We start from the raw sequence: 17486 nt of genomic DNA on the forward strand, positions 1-17486 counted from the left end.
GCGGGAGGGAACTAATATGGAAGCTTTTAAAAAATTAACAGGAATCGTTGCCCCGGTGGACCGGGTCAATGTAGATACGGATGCTATTATTCCAAAGCAATTTTTGAAACGGATTGAACGGACCGGATTTGGACAATTTCTATTCTACGAATGGCGTTTTGACGAAGCAGGAAACGACAACCCGACATTTGAGATGAATAAGCCGCGCTATAAAGGTGCGTCTGTCCTGATCTCTCGCGCTAACTTTGGTTGCGGCTCCTCCCGGGAGCATGCACCGTGGGCGATTATGGACTACGGCTTCAAGACGGTAATTGCTCCGTCTTATGCAGATATTTTCTATAATAACTGCTTCAAGAACGGTATTCTGCCGATCAAGCTGTCGGAAGAGCAAGTGGAAGATCTGTTCCAACGCACGGCTCAGCATGATGGCTACGAATTGCACGTAGATCTGGAGAATAAGGTTCTGAGCGATGATCATGGCTTAAACATTGCTTTTGACCTTGACGAGCACCGTCGTCAGTTCCTGCTGCAAGGCTTGGACGATATCGGTCTTACTCTTCAGCATGCGGATGAAATTTCCGCCTACGAAGATCGCCATGCTGCTAAGCTGTTTGGTTAATACCTTGTACGACGACTCTATGAGTCATGTTGGTTTATATTAAAATATTCTATTTTAGCAAAAACTTCTATTTCCGACATCGGAAATAGAAGTTTTTTTGTTATAATCGATATATTCGTTGCCTGTAGAGGCAACTTTTGGAAGGTTTCTGTCGTCTGATAGTTATGGAAGTTCGTGAATCTAAATATCAAAGGAGAGAAAAGGATGGGGAGAACCACTCGCTTGCTATTTTCGCTACTTTTACTACCGCTGATATTTCTGTCATTTTCCGTCCATGATGCTGCCGCGGCAGGAAAGGCAAAAGGTAAAATCGTGCTGGACAATAAAGAACTTACACTACCCAAGGGGATCGCTATTGAGAACGTGAACGGAAGTGTGATGATCCCAATACGAGTTGTGGTAGAGAATTTGGGGTTTGAAGTGTTGTGGGAGCAAAAATCTCACAAAGTGACCATAAAACAAAATTTCAAAAGTGTTGAACTTATTGTCGGCAGCAAATCGGCTAATGCTGACGGGGTACATCTGGATCTGAATGCTGCACCCAAACAAACTGGGGGCACGGTGCTGGTGCCTATCCGCTTTGTCAGCGAGCAGTTTGGGCTAAAGGTGGGCTGGGACAACCGTGACAAAATCGTTTATTTAACTGGAGGAGCGCCGACTCCACAAGCTGCAGTACCCACACCAGTACCATCACCTGCTGCTCCGTTACCCTCAGCCACGCCGGGAAATTTGGATGGAAGTATTCCGGGCACAGTCGTTCCGACACCTTCAGCAGCGCCCTCATCTGTTCCGGGCAGCGAGGGTTCTCTTGCAGGTGCGTCACAGGTCAAAGGTGCTGTATTCAGTGAGAATAAGCTGGTTGTTGCTGTTGATGGGAGCGTCAAACCAAGCGTAATGGTAATGAATAATCCGGCCCGGATTATTATAGATTTACCTGGCGCTGCTTTTGCACCGGAATTTGCAGGCAGCTTGCAGCAGGGATTGGCCGGTAACGGCACTCCACAAGGCAAGCTGGATGTGTCGGGATACCCGCTCGTATCCGAGATCAGGTACGCTTTGTTCAGCACCAGTCCTTCTATAGTAAGGTTTGTCATTCAGACAACGGTCAATCAGCCTTACCAACTAAGTTCGGATGAGGCCACCGGTCTGGTTACCATCGATCTCAACACGCAAGGTAATTCCTGGAACGGATGGACACCTGGGAATACTGGCAAACCGATAGTTGTCTTGGATGCGGGGCATGGTGGTTCTAAGCCGGGAGCGGTCAGTATCACGGGGCGATTGGAAAAGGACTTTAATTTGGCCGTGGTCCGTAAAGCGGGAGAATTACTGGAACAGGACGGACGGATGACAGTGGTATACACCCGGACTGAAGATATCCATCTGGAGCTGCAAGATCGGGTAGTGATTGCTGAGGCGGCTGGCGCGACTCTTTTTCTCTCGGTGCATGCCAATTCTCTGGAGACAACTTTTCCGAACTGGAACAAAATCAACGGTAGTGAGACTTATTACAGTCGAAGCGAGAGCCTGCCTTTTGCACAAATTATGCATAAGCATCTGTTAGCCGGAACGGGATTTAAGGACAATGGAGTCCGCTATAAGAGCCTTCATGTAACCAGGGAGACACGCATGCCCGCCGTGCTGCTGGAAGCTGGTTATCTGACCAATATCGACAATGAAGCTGCGCTGTATACAGACGATCTTCAGAGCAACCTTGCGAGAGAGATTGCAGCGGGGATTAAGGAATATCTTGGACTATAGATTAGGGCTGAGGCCGTGGGGGTTCTGCAAATCTCAGTTCCCCTATGGAATATATTCGCAACTTTTGTAGAGAGGCGGCGTCTAATAGATGTCGAAGGTTGCTGGTCGTCAGGTCAACAAGAACGTCTTTCTCAGGCGGAATACTAGATTCTTAGAGGTGGAGAATGAAGAAATTTGGTTTTATGCTGTTGCTGTTACTTTTTGTACTGATCTTGCCGGAAAATGGACATGCCGCTGCCTCGGGCAGCAAGATTATTCTGGATGGCAAGGAGATTACGGCGGAACAAGGAGCTCCTGTTGAAAATGTGAACAGCACGGTTATGGTCCCGCTAAGAATGATTGCAGAGAATCTTGGCTACAAGGTGGACTGGGAGCAGAAGAGTCAGACGGTAACCATCTCTGATTCATTCAAGACGATTAAGCTCGTGGTCAATCAGAAAACGGCTTCTGTCGACAATAAGACCGTTACCCTGGTCACTGCTCCGTTACTGCGCAGTAATACGACATTAGTCCCGATCCGTTTCATCAGTGAACAGTTTGGTCTGCTGGTTGATTGGGACAATTCGCAGAAGATTGTAACATTGACTACACCAAATGCTCCGGAAGACAATGGTTCTCAGCCGGAGAACCCAAGCAATCCAGGAGATGGGCAGCCTCCTGTGAACCCTGGCTCCAATCTGGCCCAGGTAAATGGTTTGAGCTTTAGTGAGAACCGCTTGACCATTGCTGTTGATGGCAATGTCGAGCCGAAGGTATCTGTGGTAACCGGCCCGGACCGTATTGTTGTGGATCTGCCGAATGCTACCTTCTCGAATGTTTTTGGTACCGGACAAGCTCTTGATTCCAACATGAACGGTAGTCTTGCAGTTACTGATTATCCCGATGTGTCGGGGGTTCGCTATTCGCTCTATAATACGAATCCTTATGTTGTCCGCTTTGTCATTGATTTGACCCGTTCGAAGAATTACAGCGTGAATGTTACCGGTGATACTTCGAAGTTAGTGGTCATTGATCTCAATGCGTCAACTACAACTGATCCTGGCACCCCACCAGTGAACAACGGAAGAAAGCTGGTAGTTCTGGATGCAGGGCATGGCGCCAAGGATTCCGGTGCGGTGGGTGTAACCGGAAAGTATGAGAAGAACTTTAATCTGGCTGTCGTATTGAAGGCTGCTGATCTGTTGAAGAAGGAGAATAAGGTTGACGTAGTGCTCACACGAAGCGACGATACGTTTCTCGAACTGAAAGATCGTGCAGCCCTGGCGAACAATCTAAAAGCGGATCTTTTTATCTCCGTTCATGCTAACAGCGGTGCGTCCTCCTCAGCCAGCGGGAGTGAAACCTATTACCAGCGTGATGCCAGCAAAGCGTTGGCAAGCGTGATGCATAAATACCTTGTACAGGCCACTGGCCTCAGCGACCGAGGTGTACGCTATGGAAATTTCCATGTTATACGGGAAACAAAGATGCCAGCGGTGCTGCTGGAGGTTGGCTACCTGAGCAACAAGAACGATGAAGCCCTTTTGTTCAACGATGCTTTCCAGAGCAAAGTTGCTGCTGGTATTGTCAGCGGAATTAATGAATATCTCGGATTAAAATAACAGCTTAACGGCAGACCAGCGCCGCACAGTATTTCCCGCCTGTTTTTCGGCCCGAAAACTATGCGGTACAGGTCTGCTCGTATTCATCTAAGGGGGTATTAGAAATGATGAACAAGAAATTAGGTTACGCAGGAATTGCTGCTTTGCTTTTACTAGTCATTGCCGGATGCGGTGATAAACCGACGGCTGCTCCAGCTAATGGAAACGATTTGGAGCCTGCTGTTGTGAACGGTGCTGGTGAGAACGGCAGCAATAATAATACTGCCGTAGGCGAAGAACAAGCAGAAGCGAGTACATCGCCTGAAGCAACGGAGAAGCCGGAAAATAATACTGTCAACAGTACGCCTGCTCCGACAGCTCCGACTGCTACAGAAAAACCGGCTGCTGTTGAGAAGAAAAGCCAGAGTATTGACGTCTACTATACCGATCCACAGCTCATGGATCTTGTAGCTGCGAAGGCCACAATCCATTTTGCCGATCCAGTGGAGAAGTATAGCGATGCTTTCAAAGCACTGCAAAGTAGCGATAATCAAGAGCAAATCCCGCTGTGGGGCAAAATTGAGCTGAAATCGCTCAAATTCGAAGATGGACAGATCCTTATGGATATCCATAAACCGCAAGATGCACAACTGGGTGCTGGTGGAGAATCCATGGCGATGACTGCCCTTGCCAAAACCTATTTCCAATTTGACGAAGTGAAGAGCATCGAAATGCTGGTGGACGGCCAAAAGGTTGAAAGTCTGATGGGCCACGTCGATCTGGAACATCCTATGACCAGAGAGAACAGCTTGTAATACGAAGGAGTTCTGCTACTGACTGGCGAAGTACTAGGTACACACAACAATCATGGGTTATTGAGAGGAGAACAACCTATTGTCCAGACAAAAAAGATTGAAACGTCCGATGAAGGCGTATTCTGCCAAAGCGGTTTCGGCCGTTCTGGCGGGGGTTATGGTTCTGGGTGGAACAGGCGCGGCTTTTGCAGATAATACTGCAAGCACTACAGCCAACCCGCCAGCGAATCAGAGCAATGTCTCTGCCCCTAGTGCATTTAGCGATGTAAAAGCAGGCTTTTGGGCCGAAAAGCATATTTATAAATTAGCGGCACAGGGGATTATTGTCGGTAACAACGGCTTGTTCCGTCCCGGCGATCCCGTAACCCAGCAGGAAGCTGTATTGATGGCGCTGCGTTTCATGAAGCAGGCGGGCAATGTAGACCCTAATACACAAACCGTTCTTCCAACAGGTTTTGAGGTATCTAACTACTACAAGTCCTACGTGATATATGCACTTCAGCAAGGTTTGCTTGATAAGACTACTGAACTGACAGCAGATAATGGGAAAACTACGTGGGGTGAGCGTAAAGCTTCCCGGGAGTGGATCGCTGAACTGCTGATCCGTTCGCTCGGCAAGGGTGCGGATGCGGTAGCGGCAGGGAACACGTCGACGGGTTTTGCCGATGATGCCAAGGTGTCCGCAAACAAACGCGGTTACATAAACTTGGCGGTTAGTCTCGGTCTGGCGAACGGGCTGGATGGCAACCGTTTTGATCCACAGGGTGCTGTAACCCGTGCACAGCTGGCGACTTTCTTCAGCCGTGCACAAGCACAGTCAGGGCTTGTATATGACAATACTGTGCAGGGGTATATCAGTGAGCTGAAGAATGATAGACTATCTGTCTACGATAACGGAAATACGTCTGTGCATGGACTGAACGCTAGCACCGCATATTTTACTAGCACTTCCGAGAATCGAATCAATCTGAGCGATCTTCAGCCGTACACAAAGGTAACTGTTATTGGAGCTACTTATAATGCGTCCTATGTGGAGATAACTGATCCGGCACAGCAAATTGAAAGCCTCTCAGGCAATTTTGCCATGGTAGCCCCAGGCAATAAGCTGTGGTTGAAATCGGCAACAGGCTTTACTGAGTACTACTACGATGATACGACAACTTTCGTGGATGCCAGCGGCAATAAAATTGAGCCGTCTTCACTAGTAGCGGATAGTGTCGTAACATTGACGCGGGAAACTTATAGCGGTTCTCACAAAGTAGTAAAGGTGCAGGTCACCTCTGGTGTGATCAATAAGACAACAACAGGAACAATCCAAAGTGTAAATCTTACGGACAAGAGTATTACTTTCAAGAATGCTGCCGGTGTTCCTGAGACTTTCAAGTGGGCAGATGGCAATTCGTTGTTCAGCTCTCAGAATAGCGTTCTGCAGCCTGCTGATTTGAAGCCAGGTTCTGCAGTCAAATATACGATTCAAGAGAATGTAATCCGTACCGTAGAGGTTACTGAAGGTGTTGAGCGCACCGTTCAAGGCATTCTGAACGAGATTACGGGTACTACGGTTGTGTATAAGAAAAAGGATGGAGGACGAGAGGTGAAGCTCTTGGCGGCTAAGCCGACGATTGTTATTCCAGGCCTCACGAATCCTTCCAGCGATGATCTGGTGGCAGATGCTACTGGAGGAGACAATATACAGCTTACACTCGGAAGCGATGATCAGGTCACCAAGATTGAGGTCTTGAGTCGGCAGATCGACCAGTTCAACGGCGCGACCATTGTAGATTATAATTCCAAAACTCAGCTGCTGACGATCAAGGATGTGAGTGGCAAGCCGCATGTCATTCAGTTAGATGAAAAAACCAAGCTAGCGTTTGACGGAATTGCGCCAAATCTAACGACAGTCGGAGCAAGATTGACTGAGGGTCGCAAGATAAACTTGCAGGCGCTGGGTATGCGAGTCCTTTCGCTGGAGCTGCTAACCAAATACGAGGGCACACTGACTGCCGTTAATGCCACGGCTAGAACGATGGTCATAAAGATAAATGCAGGGGAAAGTCTTACTCTTCCATATCCGACTTCGGTGGAGCAGTTCGGCAACAGTAACGCTACGGTTTCCGATGTGCCAATTGGCAGTGGAGTAATAGCAGCGCTGGGTACGAATCAGGATATCATCTCTGTTCTTAAAGTAAAATCAGTTCTGCAGCTCGAAACTTCGATGGTCAATTCGGGAACTAACCGGATTGCGATTAAAGTCAACGGAGGCAGTAGTGAGATCAACACTACTCAGTTGCCTTTGACCAACGAAGCTGGGCAGCCTGCGAAGCTGACCGATATGAAGGCAGGAGATTTTGTGAACGTGTCCTTTGAAGGTTCGACTCCACTTGCCATTCAGACCGTCAAGCTTACTACAGGCCCAGTTAGCGGCGTAGATGCTACTGCAGGCACGCTGACCGTGAAGGATTATACGGGTGCTGTGCAGACCTTCAATACAAGCAGTGGAATTAGAATTACTAGAGACGGCACAACAACGACAACACTTGGAAGCTTGACTACAGCTGACCGGATTGAAGCCCGGAAAGATGCCAATGGTTCCATAATCGTCCGTGTCCTGTCTCAGGCAAGCCGCATCTTCTCGCGCTATGAGAGTGCGACGAACGAGATTATAGTGAAGCGGGAGAATATGAACGATAATTCCAATCGTTTCCGTCTGGCACCAAATGCATATATTCACCAAGGAGACACGACATTATCCGTGCAATCTCTCAAAGAAAATGATAAGATTATAATGTATTTCAATAACGATGTCGCAGTGGAAGTTGTGAAACAATAATTGCGAGTGGTGGATTTCCGTGAGAAACACCGTCTTGACGCAAGGCTGTGCCTGCGTCAAGACGTTTTTTTTGAAATATAGCAAGGTATGGTCGTCCTTATTTATAGTTATGCATGAACTGTTCTTTCATCTGTTGAAATGTATGGAGAACTGCGCTATAATACATACTTTGTTTATATTTCCTTACATCAAATGGGAAGCGCTGGCATGTCCAGCGTAATTTGTGAAGCGGAGGGACGCTATGAAGGTTGCAGAAGTCCGCCACATTCTGGATACGATGGGTGACTTGTTTCCTGATGCGCATTGTGAGCTGAATCATAGCAACGCTTTTGAATTAACGATAGCGGTGCTGCTCTCAGCCCAATGTACGGATGCTACGGTGAATAAAGTAACCGTGGATCTGTTCCAAAAGTATAAGACTCCCCTGGACTACATCTCCGTGCCTATAGAGGAGCTGGAAGGGGATATCCGGCGCATCGGCCTCTACCGCAACAAAGCAAAGCATATACAGAGCCTCTGCTCCATCCTGATTGAGCAATATGGGGGCGAAATTCCCCAGGCTCATGATCAACTGGTTACGCTGCCAGGTGTTGGTCGGAAGACCGCTAACGTGGTGGTGTCAAATGCTTTTGGTGTGCCTGCGATTGCTGTAGATACGCATGTGGAGCGGGTCGCGAAGCGGCTTGCCTTGGCAGGCTGGAAAGATTCTGTGCTGGAAGTGGAGAAGAAGCTGATGAAGGCGGTGCCGAAGGATGAATGGACGCTGACGCACCACCGGCTCATTTTTTTCGGCAGATATCACTGTAAGGCCCAGAACCCGGGATGTCAGGTTTGTCCGCTTCTTGATGTATGCCGTGAGGGAAAGAAACGTATGAAATCGTCTGTGATCAGGAAAGATAAAGATCATATGCGAAAGAGCAAAGAGTTAGAGATGAAGAAGAGGATGGGATAGAGATGAAGTGCATTTCTGTGTACACTGACAATTTTGAAGTGTTTTCGGATATTTTTGACCGCGTAGTGGATAGCCCGCTTGAAGAGAACGAAGAGCAGGAAGTTGAAGGCATCACGATCAGCCATTCCGGCGAAGTGCCTGAACACTACCTGGAGCGTATGTCGCAAAAGCCTGAGGTAGTTGTCATGAGAGACAAATCCCGTGGCCTGACTATTCTCCAACATGGTAAAGTATTCGAAATTCTGCTGCCTGAATTGGAAAGTGCATAACACATTCGGGATGATCTGTGATTCATCCGTAATAATGAAGGAGTCTGCCCCCGGGCAGGCTCTTTTTCGTATGCATAGGTCAGCCATAAACTTCTAGTTGGCCTATTCTTGTAGGTATCTAAGATGGCGGTAGCCGGGAGACAACCTGAAACGTCAGCAGTCCCTCTGATTATATTTATAAAATATTACTTCGAACGGCAAGAGGTTTGACCACCACCTTGGGCCACGCACCGCGCGCCGGGAGGCTCACGCGGTTCGGAATGGAGAAGGATTACTCAAGTTGTTTAAAGCTCAGGGCGGGCCTAGTCTCTTCGTAGGGGATTATAGGTTATTTTGTAATTAGTGTGCATTTGATTTGTGGCAGACCGGTGATAAAATAGAATTATTCTATTCTTGTAAACTATAACGGGTCTTGCAAACTATAACGGGAAAAAATCATGTTATTTCGGCACTTTAGGTGCAGATTTGATATATAACGGGAATTTCTCCCGTTGTTCCAACATATTTGCTGCTATGTGAACCTGTTGATTGTTTTAACTGGAGAAATTCCTGTTATTTGGATGAAAAAAGGAGTTTCCTGAGAATTAGCTGGAGTATTTCCCGTTAATTCACTCAGAACGATGGACGATAAGGCTAGAGTAGAGGTGGAGAGCGGATGGGAACGGAACAAGCCAAAGCAGAGAGAACAGCCGATAGTGAAACCACAGTAGAGCTTTTGCAATTGAAAGAATTGTCTGAACGCTGGGGTGCTGAGGAGACCGGGCAGATTTTTGGTGATTTGCTGGAAAAAGAAAAGGCGAATGAGCTGACAATTGCTTTTTGCGGACATTTTTCTGCCGGGAAATCCAGTATGATCAACAAGCTGTGTGGAAGCACCGTACTTCCTTCCGGTCCGGTACCTACTAGTGCCAATATTGTATCGATCCGTAACGGTTCCCCGCGTGTGCTGATTTATCCTCGAGCGGGAGCAGGCGAGACTGTGGTACCTTGGGAAACGACTCAGGAGCGGTTGCAGGAATACTGCCGTGATGGTGGCGAGTATTCGGCAATTGAGGTCTGGGAGGATGCGGCGCTACTCGGTTCCCATGGAGTCTTGATGGATACGCCGGGCGTGGATTCCACGGATGACGGGCACCAGACAGCGACTCGGTCGGCACTTCATTTGGCGGATGTTGTGTTCTACGTGATGGATTACAACCATGTGCAGTCGGAGAATAATTTGGCCTTTGCCAAAAATCTCAGCGATTGGGGTAAACCGCTTTATCTGATTATCAACCAGATTGACAAGCACCGTGAACGGGAGATTCCTATCGCGGAATATCAAGAGCAACTGGAAAGCGCTTTCCATCATTGGGTAATTAAGCACAGCGGGATCTTGTTTACTTCGTTAAAGGTTAAGGAGCATCCGCTGAACCAATGGGAGGAACTGCTGAAGCTAATTACTAAGTTGTTGTCCTCCAGACAGGAATTGCTGCAATTCAGCTTGTCGCGTTCTATTCACCATACAGGGGAGACTATGCTGGCATCGTACCGCGAAGAGCAGCGTGAAGAGAGAGAGCAGTGGCTACAGCAACTGGATGGTACAAACCGTGAGGCTGTAGAGCGGGAGCTGACTTCCCTAGAGCAGAAGAAGAAGGACTTGGAGGATCTTCCCGAGCACTCTAGACAGCAGTTTCGCTCGGCACTAGAGAATCTACTGGGCAATGCCAATCTCATGCCCGCCGATGTACGAGAGGCGGCAGGGGCGTATGTGGAGAGCATAAGCCCGGGCTTCCGGCGGGGGCTGTTCTTCACCGCTGCCAAGCGGGAAAGGGAGCAGAGCCAGCGGCTGGCCGCCTGGCATACGCTGCTGGCCCGCGAGGTGTCCGCCCAGATCGAGTGGCATACAGGGCCACTGCTTCGGGAATGGGCGGAAGCGCTGGAGCTGTGGACGGAGGAGGCGGACAGTAAGCTGAAGGCAGGCTTCCCGGCGGTGAGCTCGGAGTGGCTGGCGGGCTCGGTGAAGCCGGGAAGTGGTCATACGGGTGAGGCGCTGCTCAATCTCTGCCGCAGTCTTGCGGCAGAGATCAAGAGCCGTTACCGCCGCACCGCGCTGGATCTCGGCGATGAGCTGCTGGCGAAGCTGCCGCCGCTCATGGAGGAGCGGCGCGCAGAGCTTGCGCGCCGCGAAGCAGCCCTCGCGCAGCAGGCTACCGCCGCCGCTGCGCTCGCGGCCCTCGACCGCGCGGCGGAGCTCCGCGCGGCCGAACTCGCGGCGCTGCTGCCGCCGCGCCGCAGCCTCACCCCCGGCACCCTGCCGGAGGTGAGGACTGCCCAGCACGCGCCTGCCGCAGAGGCGGCGCGTGACACCCGGCCGCCTCAGCGCACAGCGGCCGAACCAAGCGCCGCCCCAGGCTGGGCGGCGGGTGCACTGTCGCCGGCCGGTGGACGGCGACGATTGTCCGCCGCCGCAGGTGCGTTGGCGGCGGCAAGCGAGCTGCTGCGCGGCGAGCCGGCCATGGCCTCAGCCGCGCGCAGCCTGGCGGCGCGGGCGAAGGACCTCGCCAGCGGCCGCTTTACATTGGCGCTGTTCGGAGCGTTCAGCGCCGGCAAATCCTCCTTCGCCAACGCTTTGCTGGGCGAAGAGGTGCTGCCCGTGTCTCCTCATCCTGCCACGGCGGCGGTGGGTCGCATTCTGGCGCCGGAAGGGGAATTCCGGCATGCCAGCGCGGTTGTGACCATGAAGTCACAGGCTGATATCTGGGACGATATCACCCATTCCTTCAATGTGCTGGGGCTGGGCGCGCCGCAGCCCGAATCCTGGAGTACGGTGTTGTCCAGTCTGCCCCTGGGGGGCATTCATCCTTCTGCACTGCCGCATGCCGGTTTCCTGCGGGCCGCAGCCTCCGGCTGGAAGGAAGCCGAGCCGCTACTGGGAACCGTGCGGACCATCGGGCTGGAAGAGTACCGGCAGTTGGTTGCGGAGGAGACGCGGGCTTGCTTTGTGCAAGGCATCGATCTGTATTATGCTTGCCCACTGACCGAGAGCGGTATTGTACTGGTAGATACCCCCGGGGCGGACTCCCTGCATGCAAGGCACACCGGGGTCACCTTCGGGTACATGAAAGAAGCAGATGCCATCGTATTTGTCACCTATTACAATCATGCCTTTTCCAAGGCTGATCGGGGGCTGCTGGCACAGCTGGGACGAATCAAGGACAGCTTTGCCCTGGACAAAATGTTCTTTATCATCAATGCCTCTGATTTAGCTTCTGATGAAGAGGAACTAGAGGAGGTTCGGGGTCATGTGGCCCGGAATTTGCGGGAGGGTGGACTGCATGCTCCGCGGATATATGCGCTGTCGAGCTTGCTAGCGCTGGAGGGCAAAACTTCAGGTCAGCGTGAGACTTATGAACAATCCCGTTTCGAGCATTTTGAGCAAGTCCTCTCTCAGTTTGCTGGTGAAGAGCTACCTCAGTTATCACTTGCTGCTGCACAGGAGAGTCTGGCCTCAGTCGTCCATCGTGCGGAGGAATGGCAAGCTTTGGCTTCCCGTGAGGAGAGCCAGCGTGAAGCGGAAGCACTTCTCCTGAAGGAACGAATGGGGCAGGCGGAAGAACGGCTCGTTCTTCTGCAGACCGAAGCCCGTCCGGTTGATAGTCTTCGCCGTGAAGGAGAAGAACTGCTGTACCATGTGCGGCAGCGTATCGGGTTCACCTTCGGCCGTTTCTTCCAGGAATCCTTCCACCCATCACTGCTGCGCGAAGAAGCTGGGAATCTGAAAGAAATCTTCTCGGCTTGTGGAGCGGAGCTGTGGCGAAGTGTGCAACGTGAACTGGAACAAGAGCTATGGGCGACGACCCTTCGGCTTGAAGTCGCCGGGAACAGGTTGGTCCATGAAGCTGTGGCAGCTGCAACCGCTGAACTGCCTTTTATGGAAGGCGAAGCTCAACTTGTGGATGATGAAGAAATCCAATGGAGCCCACCGACAGTAATAGAATTGCAACTTCAGCCAGTGCAATGGACTTCCTTATGGGGGCTGTTCAAGTCTCCGCGTCAATTTTTTGAAGGCGGTGGGCGGGACAAGCTCAAATCCGCAGTGGAGCCACTGTTGAAGGAAGCCGTTGCCGTTGCAGCGGCTGCTCAGGAGCCCCGACTGCTAGAACATTACGCGGCCAATGCTCGGACAGCCCTTAATATTGCAGCGGATCGACTGCGTGAAAGATTATCCGAGCAGGAGGAAGCCATGTCGAATCTGCAGAAAGGGGGTGATTCGGCGGAGAGATGGGGTGAATTGGCCTTGCAATTGCGACGTTTTGGAGAAACTTTCGACAAGAAAGCGTAATGAAAAGTGAAGATTGTAGTAAATTGTCGAAGAACACTTGCAATCTTGCGGATGATGGATGAAAATAAAGAAGTATGTAAAATCCATGGATACTGTTACTTTTACTGAAAGGTACAGAAAGTGACAGATTATTGCTGAAAGAGGTTGAAGTCGACAATGTGGGGAGCTCCTTTTTCAACTCAAAGCCGCAAGCTGCTGCTGCTGGGCAGCGGTGAACTGGGTAAGGAAGTTATCATTGAAGCTCAACGCCTTGGCGTAGAGACCATCGCAGTAGACCGTTATAAGGATGCCCCGGCTATGGGAGTGGCTCATCGCTCTCACGTAATTGACATGCTGGATGCGGATGCCCTTAAGGCGCTGATTCGCATGGAAAAGCCGGACGTCATTGTACCGGAGATTGAAGCCATTGCAACCCACGCCCTTCAGGAGCTGGAGGATGAAGGCTTTGTAGTCGTACCAACAGCGCGAGCAGCCCGGTTGACGATGGATCGTGAAGGCATTCGCCGTCTTGCCGCTGAAGAACTTGGTCTGCCAACCGCAGATTACCGCTTTGCGGATAGTTTGGAAGAGCTGCGGCAGGCTATCGACGAACTTGGCACACCTTGTGTGATCAAGCCAATCATGAGCTCTTCCGGTAAAGGGCAGAGTATCTGCCGGAATCCAGAGGATGCAGAGCAATGCTGGAACATCGCTTTGGAGGGTGCAAGAGCCAAGGGAACCAGAGTCATCGTAGAAGCTTTTGTGACTTTTGAGAGTGAGATTACCTTGCTGACCGTTCGTTCGGTGTCGGGAACTGTATTTTGCCCGCCCATCGGACATATTCAGAAGGACGGCGACTACGTGGAATCATGGCAGCCTCATCAGATGGACGAAGGTCAGCTAGCGGAAGCACAAGCCATTGCCAAAGCAGTAACCGACCAGCTCGGAGGCCGCGGTATCTTTGGAGTGGAGTTGTTCCTGACTTCTAAAGGCGTGTTGTTCAGTGAAGTATCGCCAAGGCCGCATGATACCGGTATGGTAACCATGGCCACACAAGATTTATCTCAATTTGCAGTACATGTCAGAGCCATTCTGGGCTTTCCGCTGGAATGTGTTCAATTACTCACACCCGGAGCATCGGCAACACTTAAGGCCGAGACCACGGGACAAGCTTTTGCAGTAACCGGACTGGATGAGGCGCTCGCGCTTCCCCGCACGCAGGTCCGGGTGTTCGGTAAACCGGAAGCCCGGCCCGGACGGAGAATGGCAGTAGCTTTAAGTGCGGCTGAAGATGTGGAAATTGCACGGACGGTCGCCAGGCAGGCAGCGTCTAAGCTTAAAGTGGAGGTATATGAGAATGGACAGTAGTACCCTAGCACCAGTACTGCAAATTCGCAAATGTGGCATGGAAGATCTGGAGAGTATAACAGCCCTACTGCGGGAACTCGGTTATCCGACAACGGTAAATGTAATGAAAGAGAGAATTGAAGGCATGGAGAACAACCCTCTCCAATGTACACTTGTTGCTGAACTAGATAACGAAGTAGTGGGAATGATCGGCCTCAGGCAGGTAAGCTCCTTTTCCAAACAGCAGGAATCCATCACAGAGATTACTGCGCTCATCGTTTCGGAGGAAATCCGCGGCAACGGACTCGGCAAAAGACTAGTAGCTGCTGGAGAGGAATGGGCGCGTCATAAAGGCTGCTGCAAGCTATTTTTGAGAAGCGGCAACCGTGTGGAGCGTGCGCCAGCACATGCTTTTTACAAGCACATCGGGTTCGAAAAAACAGCAGGATACCGCTTTAACAAAGCGCTGCTATAATATTTCTGCGTTACCGATCATACCCATCCCGGATTTGCGGGATGGTTTTTTTTTATTTTTTTGACAATCCGCGAAATTTCTCCGCTCATAAAAGTGTTAAAGTCTCGAAGTGTAATTAACGACATTTTCGTACCTTAATTCCCCTGTAGCTAAGGGTTATTGGGAGTTAAGTGCAATATTGTACCTTAAATCTTCCAGAATCACCCGGCCAACGTGCTTTTTCGAAAAAATAAGATACAAATATGCCCTTATTCCCCTCATTAGCCTATATTAAGGGGAAATAAGGTGCAAAAATGCTCTTAGTTGGGGACGTGGCCCCTCTTTTCTACTGTTAAGACGACTGGTGAAGGGGAATTTACCGCTTCTAGTGGTTGAAATTTGTTGACATTGTATGTTCCGGTGCTAGCTTGTCTATGGAAAGCTTTCAGGCGAACGCTTTGCCCCTACAGTTCCAAACTTCCCCCGTTCGCTCATCTTCGCCTTTTGTTAATTTCTATTGTTCGGTTTATATAGACTGTCGAGCCCAACATTTTTATAGAAAACTAGGCTACAAAGATGCAGGATGTTTATGACTTGATACACAACCTTTGGAAATACTTCTCACGAAAAAATTAACCTTACCGGAAACTTTAGATCAATAAACCAATGGCAGTCGAGGACTTATTTTCCAGTTCAAGACTGCCGTTGTTTTTTATATTGGAGCCAGTTTAATCCTTTATTTTCTCCGCTCATAAAAGGCGATAACATAACTTAACCATAGATTAGACTGAATGAATCAGATAGAATGTACTTACTGTACACCAGCGTTATAAAATAAACTTGAAACAAATCACAACAGTGTGAGAGTAACTTTATAACAAAACCAACCCAAAGAGGGATGATGCATGTACAAATTGATTCTTGCAGAAGATGAGGAAGATGTAAGAGAAGGGATTATCGGGCAGATCGACTGGGAGAAATACGGATTTGAGGTTGTAGATCAGGCAGAGAACGGCCGGGAAGCGGCTGATGCCATTGACCGGCTGCTGCCGGACGTCGTGGTGACTGATATCCAGATGCCATTTATGAACGGACTGCAGTTAGCCGAGTGGATACGCAGTCGCCATCCGAATACGAAGATCATCATTTTAACCGGGTTCGATGAGTTTGAATATGCACAGCGGGCGATAAAATTGCAAATCGACGAATATATTTTGAAACCGTTTTCATCGCAAGAATTAATAGATGTTCTGTTAAAGGTGAAGAGGACAATAGAGTCGGAGATTGCAGAGAAAGAGAATATATTCGTGCTCAGCGAACATTACCGTAAGAGCCTTCCCGTTCTTCGCGAACAGTTCCTGTCTTCGCTGGTTTCGCGCCGTCTGACTCGTACGGAAATCGACGAGAAGCGTGCAGAATACGACATCCCACTGGAAGGCCGCTTGTTTCAAGCGTCAGTTATCAGTGTGGATTACATCCGGCACGTGGGCGGGGAGAACCGGGAGGAAGGCCAACCGATATCGCTGCGCGACACGGGTGACCGCAATTTGCAGCTCTTCGCCGTCCTGAATATTGCCGAGGAAATATGTGAGAAGCATGATTTCGGCAAAGTCTTTATCCACAGGGATTATGTGGTGCTGCTATCTGTCAGCCCGGAGCAGGAAGAAGCCGAAATTACGGCCAAGACCTTTATGATTCTGGAGGAGATTGGTCAGAACGTACAGCGCTTCCTGAAGCTGACGGTTACTTCGGGCGCTGGTACGGTATGCCAGTCACCGGAACTGTTGTTTAACTCCTTCGGGGATGCCCTGCAGGCACTGGACTACCGTTTGATTTTGGGGAATAACCGGGTGATCTGGATTGAGGATGTAGAGTCGAGATCGACCCAAATGCTGGATTATGATGAGCTGTCTCAGCAGTCACTGATTCGCACGATCAAGCTGGGAACGGTTCAGGAACTGACGACGGTAGTGGACGGTTTGTTTGCCGGGCTGGACATTGCTCAGGTCTCCATGCAGGATTACCAGATTTTTTTACTGGAGATTATGACATCCATTCTCCGAGTTGCCAAAGAAGCCGGCAATGAGACCGCTGAGCTTTTTGGCTCAGGACTCTCATCTTTAATGGATATGAACAAGTTCAACAATGTCGAAGAGACCAAGCAGTGGATCATCAACCTCTGTACCCGGATCATGGATTCCATCGCACTGGAGCGGCAGTCCAGCTACAAACAGCTCATTGTGCAGGCCAAGGAGTATATCCGCGATAATTACGAGGAATCCGACATTTCCATCGGGAAGGTCTGCCAGCATCTGCATATCAGCACAGGGTATTTTAGTAGTATTTTCAAAAAAGAAATGAAGATGACCTTTGTAAATTATCTCCTGCAAATCCGTCTAGAGGCTGCCAAGGAGCTGCTCCGTTCCACGGAACTCAAGGCGTTCGAGATTGCTGAGAAAATCGGCTTTGCCGACCCGAACTATTTCAGCTTCTGCTTCCGCAAGAAATATGGTCTTTCGCCGAAAGAGTACAAGAATAGCGCCAGAGGAGGATAAG

11 protein-coding genes are annotated in these 17486 nt (G+C 50.0%); all 11 read left to right on the forward strand.

Annotated elements, in window-relative coordinates; genetic code table 11:
* Nucleotides 1–16: 16 nt before the first annotated feature.
* The 11 genes from leuD (at nucleotide 17) to AC3Y23_RS04365 (ending at nucleotide 17485) form a co-directional block, all read left to right on the forward strand.
* Nucleotides 17–619, forward strand: coding sequence for a 3-isopropylmalate dehydratase small subunit (gene leuD / locus AC3Y23_RS04315; RefSeq protein WP_379196036.1), 603 nt, complete (start codon nucleotides 17–19; stop codon nucleotides 617–619).
* 204 nt (nucleotides 620–823) lie between these two features.
* The gene (locus AC3Y23_RS04320; protein WP_379196039.1) at nucleotides 824–2380 is read left to right on the forward strand and encodes an N-acetylmuramoyl-L-alanine amidase; all 1557 of its coding nucleotides are present in this window, start codon (nucleotides 824–826) and stop codon (nucleotides 2378–2380) included.
* Between the two features lie 164 nt (nucleotides 2381–2544).
* Nucleotides 2545–3981 carry an N-acetylmuramoyl-L-alanine amidase gene (locus AC3Y23_RS04325; RefSeq protein WP_379196041.1) on the forward strand — a complete coding sequence of 479 codons (1437 nt, stop codon included), beginning with the start codon at nucleotides 2545–2547 and terminating at the stop codon, nucleotides 3979–3981.
* A 104-nt stretch (nucleotides 3982–4085) separates the two neighbouring features.
* Nucleotides 4086–4775: a GerMN domain-containing protein gene (locus AC3Y23_RS04330; protein WP_379196043.1), complete on the forward strand. Its 690-nt coding sequence runs from the start codon at nucleotides 4086–4088 to the stop codon at nucleotides 4773–4775.
* A gap of 79 nt (nucleotides 4776–4854) precedes the next feature.
* The gene (locus tag AC3Y23_RS04335) at nucleotides 4855–7605 is read left to right on the forward strand and encodes an S-layer homology domain-containing protein (protein WP_379196045.1); all 2751 of its coding nucleotides are present in this window, start codon (nucleotides 4855–4857) and stop codon (nucleotides 7603–7605) included.
* Between the two features lie 241 nt (nucleotides 7606–7846).
* Nucleotides 7847–8557 (forward strand): endonuclease III, encoded by a 711-nt coding sequence (nth, locus tag AC3Y23_RS04340; RefSeq protein WP_379196047.1) that lies wholly within the window; start codon nucleotides 7847–7849, stop codon nucleotides 8555–8557.
* Between the two features lie 2 nt (nucleotides 8558–8559).
* Nucleotides 8560–8826: an NAD/NADP transhydrogenase alpha subunit gene (locus tag AC3Y23_RS04345; RefSeq protein ID WP_066363024.1), complete on the forward strand. Its 267-nt coding sequence runs from the start codon at nucleotides 8560–8562 to the stop codon at nucleotides 8824–8826.
* A gap of 655 nt (nucleotides 8827–9481) precedes the next feature.
* Nucleotides 9482–13150: a dynamin family protein gene (locus AC3Y23_RS04350; protein ID WP_379196050.1), complete on the forward strand. Its 3669-nt coding sequence runs from the start codon at nucleotides 9482–9484 to the stop codon at nucleotides 13148–13150.
* 156 nt (nucleotides 13151–13306) lie between these two features.
* Nucleotides 13307–14497, forward strand: a complete 1191-nt coding sequence (purT, locus tag AC3Y23_RS04355; protein WP_379197088.1) for a formate-dependent phosphoribosylglycinamide formyltransferase — start codon at nucleotides 13307–13309, stop codon at nucleotides 14495–14497.
* A complete protein-coding gene (locus tag AC3Y23_RS04360; RefSeq protein ID WP_379196052.1) occupies nucleotides 14487–14951 on the forward strand; it encodes a GNAT family N-acetyltransferase in 465 nt (154 codons plus the stop codon). The genes purT and AC3Y23_RS04360 overlap by 11 nt, the downstream gene beginning before the upstream one ends.
* A gap of 884 nt (nucleotides 14952–15835) precedes the next feature.
* Nucleotides 15836–17485 (forward strand): response regulator transcription factor, encoded by a 1650-nt coding sequence (locus AC3Y23_RS04365; RefSeq protein ID WP_379196054.1) that lies wholly within the window; start codon nucleotides 15836–15838, stop codon nucleotides 17483–17485.
* The last annotated feature ends 1 nt before the right edge of the window (nucleotide 17486 follow it).

The sequence above is a fragment of the Paenibacillus sp. MAHUQ-45 genome (assembly GCF_058133325.1).

What these genes read in the sequence shown, in the direction of transcription:
- AC3Y23_RS04360 (WP_379196052.1), top strand. Translation starts at nt 14,487, where the DNA reads ATGGACAGTAGTACCCTAGCACCAGTACTGCAAATTCGCAAATGTGGC.
- AC3Y23_RS04350 (WP_379196050.1), top strand. Translation starts at nt 9,482, where the DNA reads ATGGGAACGGAACAAGCCAAAGCAGAGAGAACAGCCGATAGTGAAACC.
- nth (WP_379196047.1), top strand. Translation starts at nt 7,847, where the DNA reads ATGAAGGTTGCAGAAGTCCGCCACATTCTGGATACGATGGGTGACTTG.
- AC3Y23_RS04320 (WP_379196039.1), top strand. Translation starts at nt 824, where the DNA reads ATGGGGAGAACCACTCGCTTGCTATTTTCGCTACTTTTACTACCGCTG.
- AC3Y23_RS04365 (WP_379196054.1), top strand. Translation starts at nt 15,836, where the DNA reads ATGTACAAATTGATTCTTGCAGAAGATGAGGAAGATGTAAGAGAAGGG.
- purT (WP_379197088.1), top strand. Translation starts at nt 13,307, where the DNA reads ATGTGGGGAGCTCCTTTTTCAACTCAAAGCCGCAAGCTGCTGCTGCTG.
- AC3Y23_RS04330 (WP_379196043.1), top strand. Translation starts at nt 4,086, where the DNA reads ATGATGAACAAGAAATTAGGTTACGCAGGAATTGCTGCTTTGCTTTTA.
- leuD (WP_379196036.1), top strand. Translation starts at nt 17, where the DNA reads ATGGAAGCTTTTAAAAAATTAACAGGAATCGTTGCCCCGGTGGACCGG.
- AC3Y23_RS04345 (WP_066363024.1), top strand. Translation starts at nt 8,560, where the DNA reads ATGAAGTGCATTTCTGTGTACACTGACAATTTTGAAGTGTTTTCGGAT.
- AC3Y23_RS04325 (WP_379196041.1), top strand. Translation starts at nt 2,545, where the DNA reads ATGAAGAAATTTGGTTTTATGCTGTTGCTGTTACTTTTTGTACTGATC.